The 25,918-nt window shown below is 67.6% G+C and carries 21 protein-coding genes and 3 rRNA genes; 23 read left to right on the top strand and 1 reads right to left on the bottom strand.

Translation table 11 applies throughout. The features are described 5' to 3' along the window. The first annotated feature begins 24 nt into the window (after positions 1-24). From AC3B5L_RS11295 to AC3B5L_RS11280, 4 genes are read left to right on the top strand one after another with little or no spacing between them, the layout of a single operon-like run. Positions 25-669: a SatD family protein gene (locus AC3B5L_RS11295; protein WP_187661862.1), complete on the top strand. Its 645-nt coding sequence runs from the start codon at positions 25-27 to the stop codon at positions 667-669. Beyond that, positions 666-1,451, top strand: a complete 786-nt coding sequence (locus AC3B5L_RS11290) for a hypothetical protein (protein WP_363447851.1) — start codon at positions 666-668, stop codon at positions 1,449-1,451. The genes AC3B5L_RS11295 and AC3B5L_RS11290 overlap by 4 nt, the downstream gene beginning before the upstream one ends. Positions 1,452-1,503: 52 nt before the next feature. After that, positions 1,504-2,805 carry a tyrosine--tRNA ligase gene (tyrS, locus tag AC3B5L_RS11285; RefSeq protein ID WP_363447853.1) on the top strand — a complete coding sequence of 434 codons (1,302 nt, stop codon included), beginning with the start codon at positions 1,504-1,506 and terminating at the stop codon, positions 2,803-2,805. 12 nt (positions 2,806-2,817) lie between these two features. Then, entirely contained in the window at positions 2,818-3,630 is an 813-nt protein-coding gene (locus AC3B5L_RS11280) for a DUF4184 family protein (RefSeq protein ID WP_490095757.1), read from the top strand. Positions 3,631-3,639: 9 nt separating this feature from the next. On the opposite strand, the gene AC3B5L_RS11275 is transcribed toward AC3B5L_RS11280, so the two are convergent. After that, entirely contained in the window at positions 3,640-4,977 is a 1,338-nt protein-coding gene (locus AC3B5L_RS11275; RefSeq protein WP_490095756.1) for a CoA transferase, read from the bottom strand. A gap of 592 nt (positions 4,978-5,569) precedes the next feature. On the opposite strand from AC3B5L_RS11275, the gene AC3B5L_RS11270 reads away from it, so the two are divergent. From AC3B5L_RS11270 to cmk, 19 genes are all read left to right on the top strand, one after another. Then, positions 5,570-7,094 (top strand): 16S ribosomal RNA (locus tag AC3B5L_RS11270). 415 nt (positions 7,095-7,509) lie between these two features. Further along, a 23S ribosomal RNA gene (locus AC3B5L_RS11265) occupies positions 7,510-10,612 on the top strand. Positions 10,613-10,723: 111 nt separating this feature from the next. After that, a 5S ribosomal RNA gene (rrf, locus tag AC3B5L_RS11260) occupies positions 10,724-10,840 on the top strand. Together the 16S, 23S and 5S rRNA genes form the textbook arrangement of a ribosomal RNA operon. A 181-nt stretch (positions 10,841-11,021) precedes the next feature. Next, positions 11,022-12,041: a hypothetical protein gene (locus AC3B5L_RS11255; RefSeq protein ID WP_490095755.1), complete on the top strand. Its 1,020-nt coding sequence runs from the start codon at positions 11,022-11,024 to the stop codon at positions 12,039-12,041. Positions 12,042-12,088: 47 nt separating this feature from the next. Beyond that, the gene (locus AC3B5L_RS11250) at positions 12,089-12,913 is read left to right on the top strand and encodes a hypothetical protein (RefSeq protein ID WP_490095754.1); all 825 of its coding nucleotides are present in this window, start codon (positions 12,089-12,091) and stop codon (positions 12,911-12,913) included. 59 nt (positions 12,914-12,972) lie between these two features. After that, positions 12,973-13,962: an HAD-IIA family hydrolase gene (locus AC3B5L_RS11245; protein WP_366236903.1), complete on the top strand. Its 990-nt coding sequence runs from the start codon at positions 12,973-12,975 to the stop codon at positions 13,960-13,962. Between the two features lie 49 nt (positions 13,963-14,011). Then, the gene (locus tag AC3B5L_RS11240) at positions 14,012-14,191 is read left to right on the top strand and encodes a hypothetical protein (RefSeq protein ID WP_187661855.1); all 180 of its coding nucleotides are present in this window, start codon (positions 14,012-14,014) and stop codon (positions 14,189-14,191) included. Beyond that, positions 14,188-14,985, top strand: a complete 798-nt coding sequence (locus tag AC3B5L_RS11235) for a TlyA family RNA methyltransferase (protein ID WP_366236902.1) — start codon at positions 14,188-14,190, stop codon at positions 14,983-14,985. Before AC3B5L_RS11240 ends, AC3B5L_RS11235 begins: the two co-directional genes overlap by 4 nt. Beyond that, positions 14,982-15,902, top strand: coding sequence for an NAD kinase (locus tag AC3B5L_RS11230; RefSeq protein ID WP_187661853.1), 921 nt, complete (start codon positions 14,982-14,984; stop codon positions 15,900-15,902). Before AC3B5L_RS11235 ends, AC3B5L_RS11230 begins: the two co-directional genes overlap by 4 nt. After that, positions 15,899-17,581 (top strand): DNA repair protein RecN, encoded by a 1,683-nt coding sequence (gene recN, locus AC3B5L_RS11225; RefSeq protein WP_490095753.1) that lies wholly within the window; start codon positions 15,899-15,901, stop codon positions 17,579-17,581. The genes AC3B5L_RS11230 and recN overlap by 4 nt, the downstream gene beginning before the upstream one ends. A 26-nt stretch (positions 17,582-17,607) precedes the next feature. Then, on the top strand, positions 17,608-19,302 hold the full coding sequence (gene pyrG, locus AC3B5L_RS11220; protein WP_029989884.1) for a CTP synthase: 1,695 nt from the start codon (positions 17,608-17,610) through the stop codon (positions 19,300-19,302). After that, a complete protein-coding gene (locus AC3B5L_RS11215; protein WP_490095752.1) occupies positions 19,295-19,891 on the top strand; it encodes an NUDIX domain-containing protein in 597 nt (198 codons plus the stop codon). Before pyrG ends, AC3B5L_RS11215 begins: the two co-directional genes overlap by 8 nt. Before the next feature lie 2 nt (positions 19,892-19,893). After that, positions 19,894-20,796: a site-specific tyrosine recombinase XerD gene (gene xerD / locus AC3B5L_RS11210; protein WP_268777288.1), complete on the top strand. Its 903-nt coding sequence runs from the start codon at positions 19,894-19,896 to the stop codon at positions 20,794-20,796. A 164-nt stretch (positions 20,797-20,960) separates the two neighbouring features. Continuing rightward, positions 20,961-21,794 (top strand): ParA family protein, encoded by an 834-nt coding sequence (locus tag AC3B5L_RS11205; protein ID WP_164498181.1) that lies wholly within the window; start codon positions 20,961-20,963, stop codon positions 21,792-21,794. Further along, a complete protein-coding gene (locus AC3B5L_RS11200; protein WP_490095751.1) occupies positions 21,778-22,647 on the top strand; it encodes a segregation and condensation protein A in 870 nt (289 codons plus the stop codon). The genes AC3B5L_RS11205 and AC3B5L_RS11200 overlap by 17 nt, the downstream gene beginning before the upstream one ends. Beyond that, entirely contained in the window at positions 22,637-23,260 is a 624-nt protein-coding gene (scpB, locus tag AC3B5L_RS11195) for an SMC-Scp complex subunit ScpB (protein WP_187661848.1), read from the top strand. Before AC3B5L_RS11200 ends, scpB begins: the two co-directional genes overlap by 11 nt. After that, positions 23,257-24,054, top strand: coding sequence for a pseudouridine synthase (locus tag AC3B5L_RS11190; RefSeq protein ID WP_259954748.1), 798 nt, complete (start codon positions 23,257-23,259; stop codon positions 24,052-24,054). The genes scpB and AC3B5L_RS11190 overlap by 4 nt, the downstream gene beginning before the upstream one ends. Continuing rightward, a complete protein-coding gene (locus AC3B5L_RS11185; protein ID WP_259954750.1) occupies positions 24,051-25,187 on the top strand; it encodes a prephenate dehydrogenase in 1,137 nt (378 codons plus the stop codon). Before AC3B5L_RS11190 ends, AC3B5L_RS11185 begins: the two co-directional genes overlap by 4 nt. Then, positions 25,180-25,878 (top strand): (d)CMP kinase, encoded by a 699-nt coding sequence (gene cmk / locus AC3B5L_RS11180; protein WP_259954753.1) that lies wholly within the window; start codon positions 25,180-25,182, stop codon positions 25,876-25,878. The genes AC3B5L_RS11185 and cmk overlap by 8 nt, the downstream gene beginning before the upstream one ends. The last annotated feature ends 40 nt before the right edge of the window (positions 25,879-25,918 follow it).

Raw genomic sequence — 25,918 nt, 5'->3', positions numbered from 1 at the left:
GGATATTCGTGTTACGGTTATCCCATGGTCATCGCCGTGATCGCCGACATCGTGGGTTCCCGAGAGCTCGGGGACCGGAGCGCCGCACAGCGTGCCCTCGACGAGACCATCGCGCAGGTCGAACGCGACCGTCCGCTGGCGGTCCAGCCGCTCACGCCCACGGTAGGGGACGAGCAGCAGGGCGTCTACCGCGAGCTTCCCGACGCGCTCCTCTCCCTCCTCATGGTCCAGCTCCGGCTCCCTGAGGGCCTCGCGTTCCGCTTCGGCGTCGGCATCGGCGAGGTCCGACCGGTGGCGTCGGTGCACGGTGAGCTGGCCGACGGCCCTGGGTGGTATGCGGCGCGCGCCGCGATCGAGACCGTGCACGCCCGCGAACAGCGCGCCGTGCCGCGCACGCGCACCTGGATTGTCGGAGCCCCGGGCCAGGATGAGGTCATGGAGACCGTGATCGCCGCGTCCAACGCGTATGTCCTCGCGCGCGACGAGCTCGTCGGGGCGATGAGCACGCGCGAGCGCCACCTCACGTACGGGCGCCTGGTCGGCCGGTCCCAGCAGGAGCTCGCCGCCCAGGAGGGCATCTCGCAGCCGAGCGTGTCCAAATCGCTGCGGAGCGCGGGAGCCGCCGCTGTCATCGAGGGTGTGGCCGCGCTCCGGGGGGAGACCGCATGATCCTCGCGGGCTTCGTCCTCCTGGCCGTCGGCGCGACCGACCTCGTCCGCCAGTTCGTGCCTCGGCGGTGGATCGGCTACGTCGTGGCTGCGGCTGTGGTCCTCCTCCTCGGCATCGGCGGGGACGCGCTGCTGCCGGCCCTCCTCGGACTCGGTGCCGGAGCGCTGTGGGCCTGGAGCATGCCGGACGAGGGACCGTCCCGTGCCGGGTTCTGGCCGGCCGTCGCGCTGGCCGCCCTCAGCATCGGCGCCGTGGTCTGGGGCGGATCGAGGAATGCCGCCGGTCTCATCGGCGAGCTCTGGACGCTCCGCTCGCCGTTCGGCGAGGTGCCGTTCGATCTGGCCGTGCTCGCGCTCGGCGCCGGTGTCTTCCTGCTCGAATCCGCCAACCTCGTCGTCCGCGCGGCTCTGGACGGCGAGCACACCTGGCGCCCCGCGGAGGTGGCGGAGCCGGTGCCTCCGGTCGTCGCATCCGCACCGACCGACCAGCCTGCGGCCGATGCCCCTGCGGTGGGGGTGATCCCCGCCGATCCCCGCCACGGCTTCAAGGGCGGGCGGCTCATCGGCCCGCTCGAACGCGTCCTCGTGATGATCCTCACCCTGGCCGCGGCGTACCCCGTGCTCGCGGCCATGCTCGCCGCCAAGGGCATCGTCCGCTTCCCGGAGATCTCCCGCGACGGGGAGACCGGGGCCCGCGCGGAGTACTTCCTCGTCGGCAGCCTGGTGAGCTGGGTGATCGGGCTCGGCGCCGCGTTCCTCGTGTGGTGGGCCGCGCACAGCTGACACCCCCTCGCACGACGCAGCGGGGCGGTCGTCCGCTGCTAGCCTGGAGCGCGTGTCAACTCCCGCTCTGACGACCGCGCCGCAGGCGATCGACCCCACGTTCGAGAACGTGTGGGACGAGATCGTGTGGCGTGGCCTCGTCCACGTGTCCACCGACCAGGAGGCGCTACGCGCCCTGCTCGCGGGAGATCCCGTCACGTATTACTGCGGCTTCGACCCGACGGCGCCCAGCCTGCACCTCGGGCACCTCGTCCAGCTGCTCCTGCTCCGCCGCCTCCAGCTCGCCGGGCACAAGCCGCTCGGTCTCGTCGGTGGGTCCACCGGTCTGATCGGCGACCCCCGGCCCACCGCGGAGCGCACGCTCAACACCCGCGAGACGGTGGCGGAATGGGTCGACCGTCTGCGCGGACAGGTCGAGCGCTACCTCAGCTTCGAAGGGGACAACGCCGCCCGCATGGTGAACAACCTCGACTGGACGGCGCCGCTCTCCGCGATCGATTTCCTCCGCGAGATCGGCAAGCACTACCGCGTCGGCACCATGCTGAAGAAGGACGCGGTGGCCGCACGCCTGAACTCCGACGCCGGGATCAGCTACACCGAGTTCAGCTACCAGATCCTCCAGGGGCTCGACTTCCTCGAGCTCTACCGGCAGTACGACTGCGTGCTGCAGACGGGCGGCTCCGATCAGTGGGGCAACCTCACCAGCGGCACCGACCTCATCCACCGGGTCGAAGGGGCGTCCGTCCACGCGATCGGCACCCCGCTGATCACCAACAGCGACGGCACCAAGTTCGGCAAGAGCGAGGGCAACGCGATCTGGATCGACGCGGAGCTCACGAGCCCGTACGCGTTCTACCAGTTCTGGCTCAGCACGGCGGATGCCGACGTGATCGAGCGCCTCAAGGTGTTCACGTTCCTGACCAGGGCCGAGATCGAGGAGTACGCGGAGCTCGTGGCGACCGAGCCGTTCCGCCGTGCCGCCCAGAAGCGCCTCGCGCTCGAGGTCGTCGCGACGGTGCACGGCGTCGAGGCGACGGCGGCCGTGATCGCCGCGTCCGAGGCGCTGTTCGGGCAGGGCGACCTGACGACTCTCGACCCGGCGACCTTGCGCACGGCGCTCGACGAGCTTCCGCATGCGACGGTCGCGGCCGGCACTCCGGTCGTCGACGCCCTCGTCGCCACCGGTCTCGTGTCGAGCCTGTCGGAGGCGCGCCGCGCCATCGCGCAGGGCGGCGTCTCCCTCGACGGGGAGCGGGTGGAGGACGACTCCGCGACCGTGCAGGGCACCCTGCCCGGCGGTGTCTCGGTGCTGCGTCGCGGGAAGAAGACCCTCGCCGGCGTCTTCCTGGGCTGACTTCGCCCTCGTATGCCGTTCACTCCGAGCCACGCGATCGTCGCGCTGCCGTTCGTGCGCACGCCGCTCGTCCCCGCGGCGATCGCGATCGGAGCGATGACGCCGGACATCTCGCTGTTCCTGCGCAACGTCGGCCTCAACTACGGCTTCCTGCACGATCCGGTCAACCTCGTGTGGACGACGCTGCTCGTTCTCGGGCTTTTCCTCCTCTGGCGCGTCCTGCTGCGCCCGGCGACCCTGGAGCTGCTGCCGGGATGGGTGTCCGTGCGACTGCCCGCCGGCTGGGGGGCGAGCGGATACCGGGCGGCGATCGAGGCGCTGACTCGCGATGACCGCCCGCGGTACGCGGGCTGGCGACCGCTGTATCCGTTCCTGCTCGTGTTCTCGACGATGCTGGGCGTGCTCTCGCACATCCTCTGGGATGCGTTCACGCATGAGTCACGGTGGGGCGTGGATCTGCTGCCCGCGCTCGCGGACTCCTGGGGTCCCTTCGACGGTTACAAGTGGCTCCAGTACGGCTCGAGCGCGCTCGGACTGCTGGGCCTGGCGATCTGGGCTGCACTGCGGCTGCGCCGCGCGACGCCTCGAGCGGACGCGCCCCGAGTCCTTCCGACGTTCGTGCGGGTCGCGTGGTGGCTGTCGCTGCCGGTGATCCTCGTGATCGCGTGGGTCGGCGGTCTGCACGCGTTCGGTCCGCTGTCCGCCGAGTTCACGGTGCAGCATCTGGCATATCGGGTGCTGCCGCCCGCCTGCGCGGTGTGGGGCGTGCTGACCCTGGTCCTCTGCGTCGTACTGGCGGTGCGGCGGCCGCGCGCTGCGGTCTGATCCCGCGCCTCACCAGTGCGGCGCGTCCGTGCCCCACCCGTGCGGGGCATCGAACGCCAGGCCGGGGAGTGCCGGGGCGGCCGTCACGATCGTTTCCCCGTCGACGTCGAAGCGGGCCAGGTGGCCGGATGCGTCCACCTCGGGGAGCGCCGACGCGCGGGGCGTCCGCGGCATCCCGAGCAACTCGGCGGCGATCCGACGCAAGGAGGTCCGCACGACTCGCGAGTGCCCGTCGCGGTGGCGGAGCAGTTGCGTGAGGACGGCGGCGAGGAGGTAGCCGGCGCTGTGGTCCAATGCCTGAGCCGGAAGAGCGCCCGGCCGACCGCCGTCGCCCTCGATCAGTGCGATGCCGCTCTCCGCCTGGACCAGGCTGTCGAAGCCGGCGCGCTCGGGGTGAGACGTGCCCCAGGCGCTGAGCTGGGCGACGAGCAGGCCCGGATACCGTGCGGCGAGCGCGTCGGGGGAGAGGCCCAGGCGCTCCAGGGCCGCAGGACGATAGCCGAGCACGACGGCATCCGCGGTCTCCAGGAGGTCGTGCAGCGCAGCGCCTCGGGCATCGAGCAGCGCGGTGCGCTTGCCGTGACCGGTGTCGAGATGCTGCCACGGAAGCTCGGGGAGGTGCGGCGGGTCGATGCGGAGCACGTCCGCGCCGAGGAGCGCGAGGGTCCGGGTGCACACCGGACCGGCGATCACCCGCGTGAGGTCGAGGACGCGGACGCCGGCGAGGGGAGCCTGCCCCGCCGCACCGGGCGACGGGAGACGTCGGTCCTTCCCCCGTCGTCGGCCGATCGCCTCCGTGATCGCGACGTCCACGACGGGCGTCCGCCGCAGAGCCTCATCGGCCGCGCGGTCCTCAGGGCGGACGGCCACGGCGAGACCTCCGGCTTCGGAGATCCGGCGGACGGCCTCCGCGGTGTGCAGCGTCTCCAGCGTGCGGGCCACGGCCTCCGCTCCTGCCCTGTCGTCCAGGTCCAGCGCGGTGCGAAGCGCGCGGGCGTGGTGCGGGTAGTTGCCGTGTGTCCGGACCCATCCATCCGCGCTCGCCCAGAACCCGGAGAGGGGCGCCCACACGGGAGGGGGAGTGCCGCCCACCTCCAGATACCTGTCGCTCCGGTAGGCGACGGCGACGCGGACGGGGTCGACGCGCGTGAGATCGATACCCGCGGCGAGGGCCACTGCTGCGACGCTGACGAGAGCGAGATCGCCGGTCGCCGTGCGCGAAGAGAGCGGGACGCCCCCGAGGGCACGGAGGCCCGAGTCCGCCGGGGCCTGCGACGCGTCCCCGCCCGCCTCGATCACGACGCGGGCGAGCAGCTCAGCGGCGGAGGTGGGACGACCGGGGACCATGGCGAGATGCTACTCCCGGCGGCGAAGTGGCCGGAAACCCTGGCTGATCCGGGGGAATCAGGCGCATGAGGGGCTGCGACACGCCCGGGGGAGTGCGCCCGATTTGCCAGACCCCCGGAATCCACGTAACTTATTACTTGTTCGCCCCACAGGGAAGCGGAGAAGCCTAGAGCTTCACCCCCCTCAAGCGGAGAACCACTCCCGATCCTCTCTCACTTGAGAGATCAGACGCTTGCGTCTAGGATGGGAGATCCACCCCTTCTGCGGCTGTCAGCGGCTGCGCAGCGGATCCGAGATCCGCACGGCGCGCCGATTTGACAAGCGGGTCGGGATGGCTAAGATAGAGAAGTTGCCCTGCGGGCCTGGTCGTGATGGCTGGGTCGTGGGAGCATCCGATCCTTGAGAACTCAACAGCGTGCACTTGTCAAATGCCAAATTATCCTCGTCTAGCTTCGGCTGGGTGAGAATTCCTTTGGATCAAAGACCAACCTCCTTGTGGGGTTGGCAACGGATAGTCAGCAATGATTTATCTCTTTGGTCAGCATCAAACTCGCTGCGTTCCGGTTTTTCCCCGGTTCGTATGCAATTTCTTTTTACGGAGAGTTTGATCCTGGCTCAGGATGAACGCTGGCGGCGTGCTTAACACATGCAAGTCGAACGGTGAACACGGAGCTTGCTCTGTGGGATCAGTGGCGAACGGGTGAGTAACACGTGAGCAACCTGCCCCTGACTCTGGGATAAGCGCTGGAAACGGCGTCTAATACTGGATATGTGACGTGACCGCATGGTCTGCGTTTGGAAAGATTTTTCGGTTGGGGATGGGCTCGCGGCCTATCAGCTTGTTGGTGAGGTAATGGCTCACCAAGGCGTCGACGGGTAGCCGGCCTGAGAGGGTGACCGGCCACACTGGGACTGAGACACGGCCCAGACTCCTACGGGAGGCAGCAGTGGGGAATATTGCACAATGGGCGAAAGCCTGATGCAGCAACGCCGCGTGAGGGATGACGGCCTTCGGGTTGTAAACCTCTTTTAGCAGGGAAGAAGCGAAAGTGACGGTACCTGCAGAAAAAGCGCCGGCTAACTACGTGCCAGCAGCCGCGGTAATACGTAGGGCGCAAGCGTTATCCGGAATTATTGGGCGTAAAGAGCTCGTAGGCGGTTTGTCGCGTCTGCTGTGAAATCCCGAGGCTCAACCTCGGGCCTGCAGTGGGTACGGGCAGACTAGAGTGCGGTAGGGGAGATTGGAATTCCTGGTGTAGCGGTGGAATGCGCAGATATCAGGAGGAACACCGATGGCGAAGGCAGATCTCTGGGCCGTAACTGACGCTGAGGAGCGAAAGGGTGGGGAGCAAACAGGCTTAGATACCCTGGTAGTCCACCCCGTAAACGTTGGGAACTAGTTGTGGGGTCCATTCCACGGATTCCGTGACGCAGCTAACGCATTAAGTTCCCCGCCTGGGGAGTACGGCCGCAAGGCTAAAACTCAAAGGAATTGACGGGGACCCGCACAAGCGGCGGAGCATGCGGATTAATTCGATGCAACGCGAAGAACCTTACCAAGGCTTGACATATACGAGAACGGGCCAGAAATGGTCAACTCTTTGGACACTCGTAAACAGGTGGTGCATGGTTGTCGTCAGCTCGTGTCGTGAGATGTTGGGTTAAGTCCCGCAACGAGCGCAACCCTCGTTCTATGTTGCCAGCACGTAATGGTGGGAACTCATGGGATACTGCCGGGGTCAACTCGGAGGAAGGTGGGGATGACGTCAAATCATCATGCCCCTTATGTCTTGGGCTTCACGCATGCTACAATGGCCGGTACAAAGGGCTGCAATACCGTGAGGTGGAGCGAATCCCAAAAAGCCGGTCCCAGTTCGGATTGAGGTCTGCAACTCGACCTCATGAAGTCGGAGTCGCTAGTAATCGCAGATCAGCAACGCTGCGGTGAATACGTTCCCGGGTCTTGTACACACCGCCCGTCAAGTCATGAAAGTCGGTAACACCTGAAGCCGGTGGCCTAACCCTTGTGGAGGGAGCCGTCGAAGGTGGGATCGGTAATTAGGACTAAGTCGTAACAAGGTAGCCGTACCGGAAGGTGCGGCTGGATCACCTCCTTTCTAAGGAGCATCTGACGCTTCGGCGTCCAGAACCCAGATCGAAGGCATACGTTCTTCGCTGGGAGCTCATGGGTGGAACATTTGACATGGCATCGAGATCTGATCTCGGGACTAGTACGCCGCTTCGGTGGTTGGAAGGTTCTGGGTGAGGGGACCGGTGCCTGCACGCTGTTGGGTCCTGAGGGACCGGATGCGGATCCTTCGGGGTCTGGTCTGAACCTCTGGACCTCTTTCTGTTTGTCCCTGTGGGGGCAGGTGGATGGGGGTTCCGCCCGTACTTTGAGAACTACACAGTGGACGCGAGCATCTTGCAGCCGGCTTTCGAGCTGGTTGCACAAGATGATCTTAAAGATCATTAGTCAATTTCTGATTCCATCTTCGGATGGGGTCGAGTTTTTGATTCAAACTCATGTGATTTCAAGTCTTTAAGAGCAAACGGTGGATGCCTTGGCATCTGGAGCCGAAGAAGGACGTAGCAATCTGCGATAAGCCTCGGGGAACTGATAAGCAAGTTTTGATCCGAGGGTGTCCGAATGGGGAAACCCCGCTGGGCGGCGTGCCGACCTAGTGACTCCCGCCTGAATATATAGGGCGGGTAGAGGGAACGTGGGGAAGTGAAACATCTCAGTACCCACAGGAAGAGAAAGCAACCGCGATTCCGTTAGTAGTGGCGAGCGAAACCGGATCAGGCTAAACCGAGTGTGTGTGATATCCGGCAGGAGTTGCATATTCGGGGTTGTGGGACTCACCAGTCAGTTCTGCCGAGCTGGCGACGTTACAGAAGCGTATAGACGAACGGTCTTGAAAGGCCGGTCATAGAGGGTGCCAACCCCGTAGTCGAAATGCGTGTTCTGGCGTGGAGAGTATCCCAAGTAGCACGGGGCCCGTGAAATCCCGTGTGAATCTGTCAGGACCACCTGATAAGCCTAAATACTCCCAGATGACCGATAGCGGACAAGTACCGTGAGGGAAAGGTGAAAAGTACCCCGGGAGGGGAGTGAAATAGTACCTGAAACCGTTTGCTTACAAACCGTTGGAGCACCCCTGGTAGGTGTGACAGCGTGCCTTTTGAAGAATGAGCCTGCGAGTTAGCGATATGTGGCGAGGTTAACCCGTGTGGGGTAGCCGTAGCGAAAGCGAGTCTGAATAGGGCGATTCAGTCGCATGTCCTAGACCCGAAGCGAAGTGATCTATCCATGGCCAGGTTGAAGCGACGGTAAGACGTCGTGGAGGACCGAACCCACTTAGGTTGAAAACTGAGGGGATGAGCTGTGGATAGGGGTGAAAGGCCAATCAAACTTCGTGATAGCTGGTTCTCTCCGAAATGCATTTAGGTGCAGCGTTGCGTGTTTCTTGCCGGAGGTAGAGCTACTGGATGGCCGATGGGCCCTACAAGGTTACTGACGTCAGCCAAACTCCGAATGCCGGTAAGTGAGAGCGCAGCAGTGAGACTGTGGGGGATAAGCTTCATAGTCGAGAGGGAAACAACCCAGACCACCAACTAAGGTCCCAAAGCGCGTGCTAAGTGGGAAAGGATGTGGAGTTGCTCTGACAACCAGGAGGTTGGCTTAGAAGCAGCCACCCTTGAAAGAGTGCGTAATAGCTCACTGGTCAAGTGATTCCGCGCCGACAATGTAACGGGGCTCAAGCACGCCACCGAAGTTGTGGCATTGACATTATTGGTAGGCCTTCGTGGTCCAGCCGTGTTGATGGGTAGGAGAGCGTCGTGTGGCCAGCGAAGCGGCGGTGGAAACCAGCCGTGGAGGCTACACGAGTGAGAATGCAGGCATGAGTAGCGAATGACGTGTGAGAAACACGTCCTCCGAAAGACCAAGGGTTCCAGGGTCAAGCTAATCTTCCCTGGGTAAGTCGGGACCTAAGGCGAGGCCGACAGGCGTAGTCGATGGACAACGGGTTGATATTCCCGTACCGGCGAAGAACCGCCCAAGCTAATCCAGTGGTGCTAAACGTCCGAGCCTTCACATCGTCACCTTCGGGTGACACCGTGGAGGGGAGCACGTGACCCCATGCTGGTGCGGTTAGCGTATTAACAGGTGTGACGCAGGAAGGTAGTCCAAGCCAGGCGATGGTTGTCCTGGTGCAAGTGCGTAGGCCGAGTCGTAGGCAAATCCGCGACTCATACAGGCTGAGACACGATGCGGATAAAAAGTGGATGATCCTATGCTGCCGAGAAAAGCATCGACGCGAGGTTCTAGCCGCCCGTACCCCAAACCGACTCAGGTGGTCAGGTAGAGAATACCAAGGAGATCGAGAGAATCGTGGTTAAGGAACTCGGCAAAATGCCCCCGTAACTTCGGGAGAAGGGGGGCCTTCGACGTATTAGGACTTGCTCCGAAAGCGTTTGGAGGCCGCAGAGACTAGTGGGTAGCGACTGTTTACTAAAAACACAGGTCCGTGCCAAGTCGCAAGACGATGTATACGGACTGACGCCTGCCCGGTGCTGGAAGGTTAAGAGGACCGGTTAGCCGCAAGGCGAAGCTGAGAATTTAAGCCCCAGTAAACGGCGGTGGTAACTATAACCATCCTAAGGTAGCGAAATTCCTTGTCGGGTAAGTTCCGACCTGCACGAATGGCGTAACGACTTCCCAACTGTCTCAACCGCGAACTCGGCGAAATTGCATTACGAGTAAAGATGCTCGTTACGCGCAGCAGGACGGAAAGACCCCGTGACCTTTACTACAGCTTGGTATTGGTGTTCGGTGTGGCTTGTGTAGGATAGGTGGGAGACTTTGAAGCGGTGACGCCAGTTACCGTGGAGTCATTGTTGAAATACCACTCTGGTCACTCTGGATATCTAACTTCGAACCGTAATCCGGTTCAGGGACAGTGCCTGGTGGGTAGTTTAACTGGGGCGGTTGCCTCCCAAAAAGTAACGGAGGCGCCCAAAGGTTCCCTCAACCTGGTTGGCAATCAGGTGGCGAGTGTAAGTGCACAAGGGAGCTTGACTGTGAGACTGACAGGTCGAGCAGGGACGAAAGTCGGGACTAGTGATCCGGCAGTGGCTTGTGGAAGCGCTGTCGCTCAACGGATAAAAGGTACCTCGGGGATAACAGGCTGATCTTGCCCAAGAGTCCATATCGACGGCATGGTTTGGCACCTCGATGTCGGCTCGTCGCATCCTGGGGCTGGAGTAGGTCCCAAGGGTTGGGCTGTTCGCCCATTAAAGCGGTACGCGAGCTGGGTTTAGAACGTCGTGAGACAGTTCGGTCCCTATCCGCTGCGCGCGTAGGAAGTTTGAGAGGATCTGACCCTAGTACGAGAGGACCGGGTTGGACGAACCTCTGGTGTGTCAGTTGTTCCGCCAGGAGCACCGCTGATTAGCTACGTTCGGGATGGATAACCGCTGAAAGCATCTAAGCGGGAAGCCGGCCTCAAGATGAGACTTCCATACCTTCGGGTGAGAGGCTCCCAGCCAGACTACTGGGTTGATAGGCCAGATGTGGAAGCACGGTAACGTGTGCAGCTGACTGGTACTAATAAGCCGATGACTTGATAACACACCGTTTGTTGGTGCTTGCGTCCACTGAGTGGTTCTCGATGTACGGTCGAGAACTACCTTCAACAATGATTCATCATTGCTTTAGGTTTGATTGAAACATCAATAGTGTTTCGGCGGCCATAGCGTGAGGGAAACGCCCGGTCACATTCCGAACCCGGAAGCTAAGCCTCACAGCGCCGATGGTACTGCAGGGGGGACCCTGTGGGAGAGTAGGACACCGCCGGACTCCTTTTAGTCGAAATGGCCACCCATCGTTGGGTGGCCATTTTGCGTTTACGAGCGAAGAGAACAGAGAACAGGGAGCACCATGCCGGAAGAGGAAGAGCGCCGTCCGCGTCGCAACGACGGGAACCAGCGCAACGAACGTCCTTCCGGAGGTCGCCCCGTATACCGCGACGGCGGTTCTCGTGCCGGCTCCGGCGACCGAAGCCCTCGGCGTGAAGGCGGTTACAACCGCGATGGTGGTGGCCCTCGTCGTGAGGGTGGTTACAACAACCGTGACGGTGTCCCTCGTCGTGAGGGCGGTTACAACCGCGACAGCGCTCCGCGTCGTGAAGGCGGTTACAACCGCGATGGTGGTGCTCCGCGTCGTGAGGGTGGTTACAACCGCGACAGCGCGCCGCGTCGTGAAGGTGGTTACAACCGCGACAGCGCTCCGCGTCGTGAAGGTGGTTACAACCGCGACAGCGCTCCGCGTCGTGAAGGTGGTTACAACCGCGATGGTGGTGCCCCGCGTCGTGAAGGTGGTTACAACCGCGATGGTGGTGCCCCGCGTCGTGAAGGTGGTTACAACCGCGATGGTGGTGCCCCGCGTCGTGAGGGCGGGTACAACCGTGACGGTGGTGCGCCCCGTCGTGAAGGCGGCTACAACCGTGATGGTGGTGCCCCTCGTCGCGAGGGCGGTTACAACAACCGTGATGGTGGTGCCCCTCGTCGCGAAGGCGGTTACAACAACCGTGATGGTGCGCCCCGTCGCGAAGGCGGTTATAACCGCGATGGTGGTGCCTCTCGTCGCGAAGGCGGTTACAACAACCGCGACAGCGCTCCGCGTCGTGAGGGTGGGTACAACCGTGACGGTGGTGCCCCGCGTCGTGAGGGTGGCTACAACCGCGATGGTGGTGCCCCTCGTCGCGAAAGCGGTTACAACCGTGACGGTGGTGCGCCGCGCCGTGAGGGCGGGTACAACCGTGACGGTGGTGCCCCGCGCCGTGAAGGCGGGTACAACAACCGTGACAGCGCACCGCGCCGTGAGGGTGGATTCGACCGGGAGCGGGGGAGTGACCGGTCCCGGTCCTTCCCGCAGCGCGGCGGTGCGGGGCGGGAGCGTCCTGCCAACGCGGCGAGCGAGCGTCCGCGGTTCGACGAGCCCCGCGTCCCGGAGGATGTCACCGCGCGCGACCTGCACCCCTCCGCGCGCAACGAGCTGAAGACGCTCAGCAAGGAGAACGCGGAGTTCGTCGCTCGGCATCTGGCGATGGCTTCTCGGCTGATCGACGAGGACCCGACCCTGGCGCACGAGCACGCACTCGCAGCGTCGCGTCGTGCAGGGCGCATCGCGATCGTCCGGGAGACCCTGGGCATCACCGCCTACGCGACGGGTGACTTCGCTCTGGCCCTGCGGGAACTGCGCACCTATCGTCGGATCTCCGGCAAGGACGACCAGATCGCCCTCATGGTCGACAGCGAACGCGGCATCGGGCGTCCCGACCGCGCCCTCGAGACCGGCCGCGCCGTGGACCGATCGGCTCTGACCACCCCCGTGCGCGTCGCTCTCGCGATCGCGATGTCGGGTGCCCGGCTGGACCAGGGTGACCTGGAGCTGGCCCTCGGGGAGCTCGAGATCCCGGAGCTCGACCCGGATCGCGCGTTCGAGTGGAGCCCCGCGCTCTTCGCCGCGCGCGCCGCCGTCCTGGAAGATCTCGGCCGCACGGACGAGGCGGAGTTCTGGGCGCACCGCGCCGAGGTCGCCGCGGAGGCTCTCGGTGTGGATGAGGCCGGCGACGAGGAGCTCTACGTCGAGGACGGTCTCGTCGAGGACGAGTTCTCCGACGAGCACGCTGTCTCCGTCGAGGATGTTGTGTCCGACAAGGAGGAGTACTCCGCGGACGACACCGACTCCGACTCCGAGGAAGAAGAGGCTTCCGACGCGGAGACCGGAGACGACTCGTCCTCCTCCGACACGAACGAGACCCCCGCGCCCGCCGAGCCGTCCATCGAAGACGAGGTGCGCGAACTGCTCGGCGAGGACGACGAGACGGAGGACGACTCGCCCTCCGCATCCGAGAAGCCGGAGGCGTAGTGGGGCTCTTCACACCCAAGGCACGGAGGTCTCGAGCGGGACGGACGCCTCTCGAGGGCATGGACACCGTCCTCGCCGATCTCGACGGCGTCGTCTACGCCGGTCCGGGGGCTCTGCCGCACGCGGTCGAGAGCCTGAACGCCGCGGCGCACGCGGTGCGTCTCGGCTACATCACCAACAACGCTTCGCGCACGGACGCCTCCGTGGCCGCGCATCTGACCAGTCTCGGGCTCGACGTCGCTCCGCAGGACGTCGTCACGAGCCCGCAGGCCGCGATGCGTCTGCTGTCCGGGATCGTTCCCGCGCCGGCGACCATCCTCGTGGTCGGCGGCGACGGGCTCGTCGACGAGGTGCAGAAGGCCGGGTACACGGTGACGCGCAGCGCCGAGGACGCTCCGCAGGCCGTGGTCCAGGGGTTCGCGCCCGAGGTGGCCTGGACGGACCTCGCCGAGGCGGCGTTCGCGCTGAAAGTCCCTGAGGACGAGGGCGGCATCCCCTGGATCGCCACGAACACGGACTGGACGATCCCGCGCGAGCGCGGCGTCGCCCCCGGCAACGGCACCCTCGTCTCCGCCGTGCACACCGCGATCGGTCGACTGGCGACGGTGGCGGGCAAGCCGGAGACCCCGATCTTCGAGGAGGCGCTCGCCCGCTTCGGTGCCGCGAAGGCTCTGTTCATCGGCGACCGCCTGGACACCGACATCATGGGCGCCAGCCGCGCCGGCATCGAGTCCGCGCTCGTGCTGACCGGCATCGACCGTCCCAAGCACGTCCTCGCCGCGCCGGAAGGTTCACGCCCGACCTACATCCTCGGTGATCTGCGCGGTCTGCACGAGCCGTATCCCGAGCCCACCGTGACCGACGGCGTGTTCGACGTGAACGGTGCCGCCGTCCGCGTCCACGGAGCGGACGTCGAGATCGTCGCCGAGTCCGGCGAGCAGCTCGACCTCCTCCGCGCCGGCGCCGCGGCCATCTGGGCGTCCGGTACGCCGGTGTTCGTGCTGCGGGTTCCCGAACGGCTGTACGCCGACCCGTTCCACCGCCCCTGAGCCACGCGTGGCGCCGTCGGCCGTCGGCGGCGCCGCGTACAGTGGAAGCGTGAGTGACGAGACGACGACCAGCGCGCCGACGGACGGCCTGTGGAGTCGTCTGCGCCTGATCGAAGGTCAGCCGCTCTCCGCACGCGCGGACTTGTACTCGGCCCTGCACGATGAACTCTCTCGACGGCTCGAGAGCGGATCCCGGCTGGAACAGCGGGAGACTCCGGGACCACGATGACGCGACTCGACGCTGCCCTCGCCTCCCGAGGACTCGCCCGTTCGCGCACGCACGCCGCCACCCTCATCGCCGACGGTCTCGTGAGCGTCGACGGTCGCCCGGTCGTCAAAGCCTCGACCGCGGTCGGCGAGGAGAACACGATCACGGTGGCCGGCGCCGACCACTATGTCAGCCGCGGCGCGCACAAGCTCATCGCCGGGCTCGACAGCTTCACCATTCCCGTGCAGGGGCGCCTCGCGCTGGACATGGGAGCCTCGACCGGCGGCTTCACGCAGGTGCTGCGGGAGCGCGGCGCGCGGCGCGTGCTGGCTGTGGACGTCGGTCACGGCCAGCTCGCCCCGTCGATCGCGGCAGACCCCGGTGTCACCGCGGTCGAGGGCTTCAACGTGCGGCACATGACCCGTGACAGTCTCGCCGCGGCGACGGGGGAGTCCGCCTCGCCCGACCTGGTGGTGGGCGACCTCTCCTTCATCTCGCTCGAGCTCGTGCTCCCCGCGGTGGTCGCCGTCGCGGCGCCGGGTTCCGATGTCCTGCTGCTCGTCAAACCGCAGTTCGAGGTCGGCCGGACGGCGGTGCGCGGCGGTCTCGTCACCGACCCCGCCACCCGTGCCGATGCCGTCGCCCGGGTGGCGTGGAGCGCGTGGGACGCGGGGATGGGGATGGCGGGGATCGTCTCTTCCCCGATCCTCGGAACCCACGGCAATGCGGAGTATCTCGTCCACCTCGTGCCGGGCGGCGGCAGCAATCCGACAGAATGGATGGACACCATCAACCGGCTGGCAGGGGGACGATGAACGAGCGCAGGATCCTGGTCGTCGCCCACGCGGGTCGCGTCGACACCGTCGCGGCCGCCCGCCGGGTGATCGACGCCCTCCGCGGCGCGGGAGTGCGCCCCGTCCTGGCGGCCGACGACCACGCGGAGCTCTCCGCGGTCGATGCGTTCTTCGCGGACGTCGAGGTGCTGGATGCCTCCGCCGGTCCGGCGTCCCTCGAGCTCGCGATCGTGCTCGGCGGCGACGGCACGATCCTCCGTGCGGCGGAACTCGTCCGCGACAGCGGCGCCCCGGTGCTCGGCATCAACATGGGCCACGTCGGCTTCCTCGCGGAGATCGACCGGGACGACATGGACGACGCGATGCGCCGCGTCATCGCCCGCGACTACGAGGTCGAGGAGCGCCTGGCGCTGTCGGTGCGGGTGAAGGACGCCTCGGGCGACGTCGTCTTCGAGACCTGGGCTCTGAACGAGGCGACCGTCGAGAAGGCGAGCCGGGAGCGCATGATCGAGGTGGTGCTCGAGATCGACGGGCGGCCGCTGTCGAGCTTCGGCTGCGACGGCATGGTCGTCTCCACCCCGACCGGCTCGACCGCCTACAACTTCTCCGCCGGCGGCCCGGTCATCTGGCCGACGGTCGAGGCCATCGCCGTCGTCCCGCTGTCGGCCCATGCCCTCTTCGCCAAGCCGCTCGTGGTGAGCCCCGACGCGGCCGTGGCGATCGAGATGCTGGAGCGGACGGACGGCTCCGGCATCCTCTGGTGCGACGGCCGTCGTTCCCACGACCTTCCGCCGGGTGCCCGCGTCGTCGTCCGTCGTTCATCGCGCCCGGTCCGCCTCGCGCGACTGCACCCCACCGCGTTCACGAATCGTCTCGTCCGCAAGTTCCAGCTGCCCGTCGAGGGATGGCGCGGACAGGAACGGAGGAGCGAGGCATGATCGAGGAGATGCGCATGCAGGGGCTCGGCGTGATCGCCGATGCCGTCCTGCCGCTCGGGCCCGGCTTCACGGCCATCACCGGCGAGACCGGAGCGGGCAAGACCATGGTGGTCACCGGTCTCGGCCTGCTTCTCGGACAGCGCGCCGACTCCGGCGCCGTGCGCAAGGGCGCGGCGCAGGCGTCGGTGGCCGGTGTGTGGATCGTGCCGGAGACCGGTGAGGTCGCCGACATCGTCGCCGAGGCCGGGGGAGAGCTGGAGCCGGCAGGCGCCGGGACTGCGGAGCTGTATGTCTCGCGCACCCTCAGCGCCGAAGGCCGCAGTCGTGCGAGCGTCGGCGGCCGCGCCGCACCGGCGGGTGTGCTGTCCTCGCTCGCCGACGAGCTCATCGTGGTGCACGGACAGTCCGAGCAGCTGCGGCTGCGATCGGCGGCCGCGCAGCGCGACGCCCTCGATCGCTTCGGCGGCGAGGCCATCGCCCGGGCGCTGGAGGAGTATCAGGCCGCGTTCGAGCACTGGCGCACGCTCGACGCCGAGATCGTCGACATCACCGCGAACCGCGACCGGCGCGCCGAGGAGGCCGCCCGGCTGCGGGAGGACCTGGCCTTGATCGAAGCCACCGCTCCCGAAGAGGGTGAGGATGAGGAGCTGACGGCCCGCGCCGAACGCCTCGCGAACGCGGAGGAGCTGCGGCTCGCGGCCGCCCTGGCCCACGGCTCCCTCTCGAACGAGGAGGGCGAGCCCGATGCGTCGGCGCTGGTCGCGGAGGCACGCCGAGCGATCGAGCGCGTGTCGGACCCGAAGCTGGCGGAGGTCGCCGCGACCCTGGCCGACATCGGCTACCGGATCGCCGACGCCGCCGGCGTGCTCTCCGGCTTCCTCGCCGACCTCGACGAGTCCGGCCCGCACGAGCTGGCAGCCGTCGAGGAACGCCGGGCCGCGCTCGGTGTCCTCATCCGTCAGCACGGTTCGCTGGCGGAGGCGCTGGCACTGTGGCAGACCGGTTCCGCACGGCTGGCCGAGCTCGACGACGACGGGGAGCGTCTGGAACGCCTCACCGCCGAGCGCGACGCGGCCAGGGCGGAGCTCGACGCCCGCGCCGACGCCCTCACCGCCGCCCGGAGCGAGGCCGCCGTCCGGCTCGGCGAGGCCGTGACCGCCGAGCTCCACGCGCTGGCGATGCCGGACGCACGCCTGGAGGTGTCCGTGGCGCCTGGTGCCGAGAGCACCCACGGGCGCGATGACGTCGCCATCCTGCTCGCGCCGCACCCCGGCGCCGAACCCCGCTCCGTCGCCAAGGGTGCGTCCGGCGGCGAGCTGTCGCGCGTGATGCTCGCGATCGAGGTCGTCATCGCGGCGACCGACCCGGTTCCCACCTTCGTGTTCGACGAGGTCGACGCCGGCATCGGCGGTGCCGCGGCCATCGAGGTCGGTCGACGACTCGCCCGACTCGCCGAGAAGTCGCAGGTGATCGCCGTCACCCATCTCGCGCAGGTCGCCGCCTTCGCGAACAACCACCTGACCGTCGTGAAATCGAACGACGGCGCCGTCACCGCCTCCAGCGTGCGGCGGCTCGACGGGGAGGAGCGCGAGGCCGAGATGGCTCGCCTGCTCTCCGGACTCGCGGATTCCGATGCCGCACTCACCCACGCCCGTGAGCTTCTAAGCCTCGGCGTCTGAACGAACTGTTAGGATAGAAGCCCGTGATGAACTCTTCTTCTGCGGGGCCCAAGAACGACACGACCAAGCACATCTTCGTGACTGGTGGTGTCGTTTCGTCTTTGGGCAAGGGGCTCACCGCGGCCAGCCTGGGCAACCTCCTGACCGCCCGCGGACTCCGCGTGGTCATGCAGAAGCTCGACCCGTATCTGAACGTCGATCCGGGCACCATGAACCCGTTCCAGCACGGCGAGGTCTTCGTGACCGACGACGGTGCGGAGACCGACCTCGACATCGGCCACTACGAGCGCTTCCTCGACATCAACCTGTCCGAGGCGGCCAACGTCACGACCGGTCAGATCTACTCGCAGGTGATCGCGCGGGAGCGCCGCGGCGAGTACCTGGGCGACACCGTGCAGGTCATCCCGCACATCACCGACGAGATCAAGCGCCGCATGCGGCTGCAGGCGACCGAGGACCCGCGTCCCGACGTGATCATCACCGAGGTCGGCGGCACGGTCGGCGACATCGAGTCGCAGCCCTTCCTCGAGTCGGCCCGCCAGCTGCGTCACGAGCTCGGCCGTGACAGCGTGTTCTTCGTGCACGTCTCGCTCGTGCCGTTCATGGGGGCGTCCGGCGAGCAGAAGACCAAGCCGACCCAGCACTCGGTCGCCGCGCTCCGTCAGGTGGGCATCCAGCCGGATGCGCTCGTGCTCCGCAGCGACCGCCCGGTGAGCGCGAGCAACCGCAACAAGATCGCCCTCATGTGCGACGTCGATGTCGAGGGTGTCATCAACACCGTCGACCTGCCGAGCATCTACGACATCCCCTCCACCCTCAACGAGCAGGGCCTGGACTCCTACATCGTGCGCCGCCTCGGTCTCGACCAGAAGGCCGACGACGTCGACTGGACGCGCTGGAACAAGGTGCTGCACGCGGTGCACAACCCCAAGCACGAGGTCACGATCGGTCTGGTCGGCAAGTACATCGACCTGCCGGACGCCTACCTGTCCGTGACCGAAGCCCTCAAGGCCGGCGGCTTCGCGCAGGAGACCAAGGTCAACATCCGCTGGATCCCATCCGACCTCTGCGAGACGCCCGAGGGCGCGCAGGAGCAGCTGGCCGAGCTCGACGGCATCTGCGTGCCCGGCGGCTTCGGCATCCGCGGCATCGAGGGCAAGCTGGGCGCGCTGAAGTTCGCCCGGGAGCAGGGGATCCCGACCCTCGGCCTGTGTCTCGGCCTGCAGTGCATGGTCATCGAGTACGCCCGCGACGTGGCCGGTATCGCCGGAGCCTCGTCCAGCGAGTTCGATCCGGACACCGCGGAGCCCGTCATCGCGACCATGGCCGAGCAGATCGAGATCCTCGACGGCGGCGACCTGGGCGGCACGATGCGCCTCGGTCTCTACCAGGCGGCTCTCGCGGAGGGCTCGCTGGCGCGCGAGGTCTACGGCGCCGCCGAGGTGTCCGAGCGTCACCGCCACCGCTACGAGGTGAACAACGCCTACCGCGATCGCCTGTCGGAGGCGGGGCTGGTGTTCTCGGGCCTGAACCCGGAGCTGGACCTCGTCGAGTACGTCGAGTTGCCGCGCGACGTGCACCCGTACTACATCGCCACCCAGGCGCACCCGGAGCTGCGCTCGCGTCCGACCGACCCGCACCCGCTGTTCCGCGGTCTCGTCGGCGCGGCCATCGCCCGGCACCGCGCGAGCGAGCTGTTCGACGTGCCCGTCGATGAGTGAGCAGGGGATGGGCGCGGCGGACGAGTCGCTGCGCGACGAGCCCTTCGAGCCGGAGGTCCTGAGCAGCGACCTCGTCTACGAAGGGCGCGTCTGGGACGTCCGCTCCGATCGTGTCCGCTACGGCGAGGGCGAGATCGTGCGGCAGTACGTCGCCCATCCCGGCGCCGTCGCGATCCTCGCGCTGGACGACGAGGGGCGGGTGCTGCTCATCCAGCAGTACCGTCACCCGATCCGCCACCGCGACTGGGAGCTGCCGGCGGGCCTCCTCGACATCGAGGGCGAGGAGCCGATGGCGGCCGCCCGTCGCGAGCTCGCGGAGGAGGCCGACCTCGTGGCCGCCCACTGGGAGCCGCTGGTGTCCTCGTGGACGACGCCCGGCGGCAACGACGAGCTCATCCGGGTGTTCCTCGCGACCGGGCTCTCGGCCGCGGAGACCGCGCACGACCGGGAGGACGAGGAGGCGGACATCCGGCTCGCCTGGGTGCCGCTGGAAGACGCCGTCGCGGGAGTGATGGCAGGACGCCTGCGCAACGGCATCCTCTCCATCGGCGTGCTGGCCGCGGCGCAGAGGCTGCGCGACCGAGGCTGAGGATGCTGCTCGATCGCGCCCTCGACGCGTATCTGCGTCACGTGACGATCGAACGCGGCCTCAGCGCGCACACGGTCGGCGCCTACCGGCGGGACCTCGTGGGCTACCGGGACTGGCTCACGGCGGAGGGGATCGACGACACCGCGGACATCACGTCCATGGTGGTCGACCGTTTCGTCGCCGACCGTGCCTCGGCGGAGCCGCCGCCCGCGGCGACGAGCCTGGCGCGCCTGCAGTCCTCGGTGCGCGGCTGGCACCGGTTCCTCGCCCGGGAGGGCATCGAGGCGGACGATCCGACTGGGCGCCTCCGCCCGCCGAAGACCCCGCGCCGGCTCCCCAAGGCCCTCACGATCGACCAGGTGGAGCGGCTGCTCGCCGCGCCGTCGGCCGAGGAGCCGCTCGGCATCCGCGACAGGGCGCTCCTGGAGCTCCTCTACGCGACGGGTGCCCGGGTGTCGGAGGCTGTCGGTCTGGACGTCGACGACATGGCGCACGGCGAGGTGCTGCGCCTGCGGGGAAAGGGCTCGAAGGAGCGCATCGTCCCCGTGGGGTCGTATGCCCGCGCCGCGGTCGACGCGTATCTCACCCGGGTCCGCCCGGGCCTCGCGGCGAAGGGACGTGCGTCGGCCCGGCTCTTCCTCGGCGCGCGGGGCGCTCCGCTCTCGCGGCAGAGCGCCTGGCTGGTGATCCGTTCCGCCGCGGAGCGCGCGCAGCTCACCGCCGAGGTCTCCCCGCACACGCTGCGGCATTCCTTCGCGACCCACCTCCTGCAGGGCGGCGCCGACGTGCGCGTGGTGCAGGAGCTGCTGGGGCACTCCTCGGTCGCGACGACGCAGATCTACACACACGTCTCGGTGGACGCCCTCCGCGACATCTACGCGACCTCGCACCCCCGGGCACGCTGATCCCGCGCGGATCCGCGCCTCCTCCCGAGGCGGCCCGCCGCGCGCCGGGACGGCCGGGGAACGCATGGCCGCTACAATCGAGCAAGCACGAAGGAGCAGGAGAACCGGTGGCTGAGAAAGCGGCGAAGTCCAGGGCGAAGGCACAGAAGGCCGACGACACTCCCATGGGACCCACCGGCCGTCCGTATCAGGGCTTCCCGATCCCGGCGCCGCTGAAGTCGCACGGCCCCGCTCGCATCATCGCCCTCTGCAACCAGAAGGGCGGCGTCGGCAAGACGACGACGTCCATCAACCTCGCCGCCGCCCTCGCGGAGTACGGTCGCAAGGTGCTCGCGGTGGACTTCGACCCGCAGGGCGCCCTGTCCGCCGGTCTCGGCATCCAGACGCACGACGTGCCGACGGTCTACGACCTCCTGCTCGACACGAAGCGCGACGCCCACGACGCGATCGTGCACTCGAACGTGCCCGGTCTCGACGTCCTCCCCGCGAACATCGACCTCTCGGCCGCGGAGGTGCACCTCGTCAACGAGGTCGCCCGCGAGACGATCCTCGCCCGCGTGCTCCGGCAGGTGGCGGGGGAGTACGACGTCATCCTCATCGACTGCCAGCCGTCGCTCGGTCTGCTGACCGTGAACGCGCTGACGGCGGCGCACGGCGTCATCATCCCGCTCGAGTGCGAGTTCTTCGCGCTGCGCGGTGTCGCGCTCCTCATCGAGACCATCGACAAGGTGCGCGATCGCCTGAACCCCTCCATCGAGATGGACGGGCTGCTGGCGACCATGTACGACCCGCGCACGCTGCACTCGCGCGAGGTGCTCGAACGCGTCGTGGAGGCGTTCGGCGACGACGTGCTGGAGACCGTGATCGGCCGCACCGTGAAGTTCCCGGATGCGTCGGTCTCGGGGGTCCCGATCACCGAGTTCGCTCCGGAGCACGCGGCCGCACAGGCATACCTGCGGCTGGCCAGGGAGCTGGTCGCCCGTGGCGCCGTCGCCTGACGAGCTCGGAACCGCTGAGGTCCCGGCACTCGCCGACGCCGTCGACGGTGCGGAGGCTTCTTCCGCCGACGACGCCGGTTTCCGGGTCTCGCTGTCGAACTTCGACGGCCCCTTCGACCTCCTGCTGACCCTCATCTCCAAGCACGAGATGGACATCACCGAGGTGTCGTTGAGCGCCGTCACCAACGAGTTCATCGCGTACCTCGCCGACCTCGAGGACGAGGAGGAGCTGGACCAGGCGTCGGAGTTCCTCGTCGTCGCCGCGACCCTGCTCGACATGAAGGTGGCGGGTCTGCTGCCGCAGGGCGAGCTCGTCGATGCCGAGGCCGTGGCCCTGCTCGAAGCGCGCGACCTGCTCTTCGCCCGTCTGCTGCAGTACCGCGCGTTCAAGGAGGTCTCCGCGTGGTTCGCACGGTGCCTGCAGCGGGAGGACCGCCGCCACGTGCGCGCGGTGCCGCTGGAGGAGAAGCACCGGAAGAAGACACCCGAGCTCGTCTGGTCGCTCACGACCGACGACTTCGCGGCTCTGGCACTGCTGGCCTTCGCACCGAAGGAGATCCCGCACGTCGGGCTCGACCACCTGCACGCGCCCCTGGTCAGCATCCGCGAGCAGGCCGCGATCGTCGTCACGCTGCTGCGCGGCACCGAGTCGCTGAGCTTCCGCGAGCTCGTCGCCGGCGTCACCGAGCCGGGCATCGTCGTGGCCCGCTTCATCTCGGTGCTGGAGCTGTACCGGCACGCGGCGCTGTCCTTCGAACAACTGGAACCGCTCGGGGAGCTGACGCTCCGTTGGGCCGCCGACTCCTGGTCGGACGAGACACTCGCGACCCTGGGGGCCGACTATGACCGATGACATGACCGAGACGGAAACCGGGCTCCGCGAGGAGCCCGACGCCGTGACGGGTGCCGAGTTGCCCCTCAGCGAGCGCGTGGAGGCGATCCTCTTCATCGTCGACGAGCCGATCGGCCTGGTGGCTCTCGCCGCGGCGGTCGGCGCGCCGGTGCCCGCCGTCCGGCAGACGGTCGAGTCGCTGGTCGAGGACTACGACGGCCGGGGCGCGGGTCCGCGGCGCGGCTTCGAGCTGCGGGAGGTCGGCGGCGGATGGCGGCTCTACGTCCGCGAAGACCTGGATCCGGTCGTGGCGGAGTTCGTCGGCGGCCAGGCTCCGGCCCGGCTCTCGCAGGCCGCGTTGGAGACGCTCGCGGTGATCGCCTACAAGCAGCCCGTCACCCGCAGCCAGGTCGCCTCGATCCGCGCGGTCAACGTCGACTCCGTGGTCCGCACGCTCCTCGCACGAGGCCTGATCACCGAGCTCTTCGCCGACTCCGAGACCGGGGCGATCAACTACGGCACGACCGATGCGCTCCTCCAGCATCTCGGCATCAACTCTCTGGATGAGCTTCCGCCGATCTCGCCGCTCCTCGATGACGGCGCCGACGGCTTCGACGAAGGGACGGTCCGATGACCACCGACGCCCACGATTCCGCAGCCCCCGAGGGCGTCCGACTGCAGAAGGTGCTGGCCGCCGCCGGCGTCGCGTCCCGTCGGGTCGTCGAGCAGTACATCGTCGAGGGGCGTATCCGCGTGAACGGCCAGGTGGTCACCGAGCTCGGCCGCCGCATCGACCCGGAGCGCGACCTCGTCGACGTCGACGGCACTGCGGTGCAGCTCGACGTGTCCAAGCGCTACGTGATGCTGAACAAGCCGACGGGCGTGGTCAGCAGCATGCGCGACGAGAGCGGTCGTCCGGATCTCCGGCGCTTCACGAAGGACTACGAGGAGCGGCTCTACAACGTCGGGCGCCTGGACGCCGAGACCAGCGGCCTGCTGCTGCTCACCAACGACGGCGAGCTCGCGCACGTCCTCGCGCACCCGTCCTTCGGCGTCACCAAGGTCTACATCGCGAAGGTGGAGGGGACGGTGACGGCGCAGACCATCTCGAAGCTCACGAAGGGCATCGAGCTGGAGGACGGCCCCATCGCCGCCGACAAGGCCCGCCTGCTCGACACGTCGGCGGGCTCGAGCCTCGTCGAGCTCACGCTGCACTCGGGACGCAACCGGATCGTGCGTCGCATGATGGCCGCGGTCGGTCATCCGGTCACCGAACTGGTGCGGCGGCAGTTCGGTCCGCTTCACCTGGGAACCCTCCCGGCGGGCCGGACGCGGGAACTGAGTAAAATCGAACTCGGCGCGCTGTTGACCCTCGCGCGCCGGGAATCCGGTGTCGCCGAGGCGCCAGGCGAGCAGGAGAGCGAATGACCCAGACGACGAGTGCGCCCGCGGCGCGGAAGGCCGGTGCCGTCGCGCCGCGCCTGTCCGGCACCGTGCGCATCGTCGGCGCCGGGCTGCTCGGTGCCAGCGTCGGCCACGCCCTCCGCGCGAAGGGCATCGACGTGGTCCTCACGGATGCGTCCCCCGCGCAGCTGCGCCTCGCCGTCGACTACGGCGCCGGACGCCTTCCGCAGGATGACGACGCCCCGGTGCTCGTCGTCGTGGCCGTGCCGCCGGATGTGACCGCCGACGTGATCCAGGCAGAGCTCGAGCGCTACCCCGACGCCGTCGTGACGGATGTCGCGAGCGTGAAGCTGGAGCCGTTCCGCACGCTCCGTGACCGCGGTGTGAACCTCGCCCGCTACATCGGCTCCCACCCGCTCGCCGGCCGGGAGCGCGGCGGGGCGATCTCGGCGCGAGCCGACCTGTTCATCGGACGGCCGTGGGTCGTGTGCCGCGACGAGGACACCACCGCGCGGGACCTCGCGCTGGTCGAGGCGCTGGCCCTCGATGTCGGCGCGATGCCGCTGGAGATGACTCCCGAGGAGCACGACCGCTCCGTCGCCCTCACCTCGCATGTGCCGCAGGTCATCGCGAGTCTCCTCGCCGGGCGTCTCGCCGGGGCCGAGGAGGGCGCGCTCCGCCTGGCAGGGCAGGGCGTGCGGGACACCACGCGCATCGCCGCGTCCGCTCCCGAGCTGTGGGTGCAGATCCTCGGCGCCAACGCCGGTCCCGTGGTCGAGATCCTCGACGCGCTGGCGACCGATCTGAGCGAGGTCGCCGATGCGCTGCGCGCTCCGGGCGCACCGGGTGCCCGACGCGTGCTCGCGGAGACCATCCGCCAGGGCAACGACGGTGTCGAGCGCCTCCCCGGCAAGCACGGACAGAACCGACGCTTCGAGACACTGGTCGTCATGGTCGACGACACCGCCGGTCAGCTGGGGCGCCTGTTCGGCGAGCTCGGCGAGCTGGGCGTCAACGTCGAGGACCTGCGGCTGGAGCATTCTCCCGGCGCGCAGTTCGGCCTCGCCGAGATCAGTGTCGACCCCGCGGCGCTGCACGGCGCGATCACCGGGCTCCAGGAACGCGGCTGGCGCATCGCAGGGAACACCAATGACTGACACTTCCACCGTCTCCGCCACGAAGTTCATCGCCATCGACGGTCCCGCCGGGTCCGGCAAGTCGAGCGTGTCCAAGGCGATCGCGCGTCGCGAGGGCTTCGGCTACCTCGACACCGGGTCGGCCTACCGGGCTCTCGCCTGGCACGTGCTCGATCGCGGCGCGGACACCGACGACGCGGAGGCCGTACGCGCCGCGGCCGCCGACTTCCCGGTCCGCCTCGGGCTCGACCCGGATGATCGCACGGTACGTGTCGGCGACGTGGACGTGACGGAGGCGATCCGCGAGCCCCGCGTGTCCGGCGCCGTGAGCGGCGTGGCCCGGGTGCCCGAGGTGCGCACCCAGGTCAACGAGCTCTTCCGGGCACTGGTCGCCGAGGCGCCGTACCCGGCCGTGGTGGTCGAAGGTCGCGACATCACGACCGTCGTGGCACCCGATGCGCCTGTCCGCATCCTGCTGACCGCCGCACCGGAGGTGCGTGCCGCCCGCCGCGCGGGCGAGCTCGCAGGCGAGAACGCCGCCGCCGTCGCGCACGCCCTGCACAAGCGCGACGCCTCCGACAGCGCGGTCGTCGACTTCCTCAACGCCGCGGAAGGCGTGGAGGTCGTCGACTCGACCGCACTCGATTTCCCCCAGACCATCGACGCCGTTCTCTCGGTGATCGAACGACTCCGAGGAGCACACCGTGGCTGACGACGAATACGAAGGCGGTCCCGACCAGCTCGCCGAGAAG

The sequence above is a fragment of the Microbacterium sp. C-MGS6 genome (genome assembly GCF_058140415.1).
The sequence above is the reverse complement of the archived record's forward strand: the minus strand, read 5'-3'. Positions and strand labels throughout refer to the sequence as shown.

Bases quoted from the DNA above. Each gene is read 5' to 3' on its own strand.
- AC3B5L_RS11295 (WP_187661862.1), top strand. From the start codon at position 25: ATGGTCATCGCCGTGATCGCCGACATCGTGGGTTCCCGAGAGCTCGGG.
- AC3B5L_RS11290 (WP_363447851.1), top strand. From the start codon at position 666: ATGATCCTCGCGGGCTTCGTCCTCCTGGCCGTCGGCGCGACCGACCTC.
- AC3B5L_RS11280 (WP_490095757.1), top strand. From the start codon at position 2,818: ATGCCGTTCACTCCGAGCCACGCGATCGTCGCGCTGCCGTTCGTGCGC.
- AC3B5L_RS11275 (WP_490095756.1), bottom strand. From the start codon at position 4,977: ATGGTCCCCGGTCGTCCCACCTCCGCCGCTGAGCTGCTCGCCCGCGTC.
- AC3B5L_RS11250 (WP_490095754.1), top strand. From the start codon at position 12,089: ATGGCTTCTCGGCTGATCGACGAGGACCCGACCCTGGCGCACGAGCAC.
- AC3B5L_RS11245 (WP_366236903.1), top strand. From the start codon at position 12,973: ATGGACACCGTCCTCGCCGATCTCGACGGCGTCGTCTACGCCGGTCCG.
- AC3B5L_RS11235 (WP_366236902.1), top strand. From the start codon at position 14,188: ATGACGCGACTCGACGCTGCCCTCGCCTCCCGAGGACTCGCCCGTTCG.
- AC3B5L_RS11230 (WP_187661853.1), top strand. From the start codon at position 14,982: ATGAACGAGCGCAGGATCCTGGTCGTCGCCCACGCGGGTCGCGTCGAC.
- recN (WP_490095753.1), top strand. From the start codon at position 15,899: ATGATCGAGGAGATGCGCATGCAGGGGCTCGGCGTGATCGCCGATGCC.
- pyrG (WP_029989884.1), top strand. From the start codon at position 17,608: ATGAACTCTTCTTCTGCGGGGCCCAAGAACGACACGACCAAGCACATC.
- AC3B5L_RS11215 (WP_490095752.1), top strand. From the start codon at position 19,295: ATGAGTGAGCAGGGGATGGGCGCGGCGGACGAGTCGCTGCGCGACGAG.
- xerD (WP_268777288.1), top strand. From the start codon at position 19,894: ATGCTGCTCGATCGCGCCCTCGACGCGTATCTGCGTCACGTGACGATC.
- AC3B5L_RS11205 (WP_164498181.1), top strand. From the start codon at position 20,961: ATGGGACCCACCGGCCGTCCGTATCAGGGCTTCCCGATCCCGGCGCCG.
- scpB (WP_187661848.1), top strand. From the start codon at position 22,637: ATGACCGATGACATGACCGAGACGGAAACCGGGCTCCGCGAGGAGCCC.
- AC3B5L_RS11190 (WP_259954748.1), top strand. From the start codon at position 23,257: ATGACCACCGACGCCCACGATTCCGCAGCCCCCGAGGGCGTCCGACTG.
- AC3B5L_RS11185 (WP_259954750.1), top strand. From the start codon at position 24,051: ATGACCCAGACGACGAGTGCGCCCGCGGCGCGGAAGGCCGGTGCCGTC.
- cmk (WP_259954753.1), top strand. From the start codon at position 25,180: ATGACTGACACTTCCACCGTCTCCGCCACGAAGTTCATCGCCATCGAC.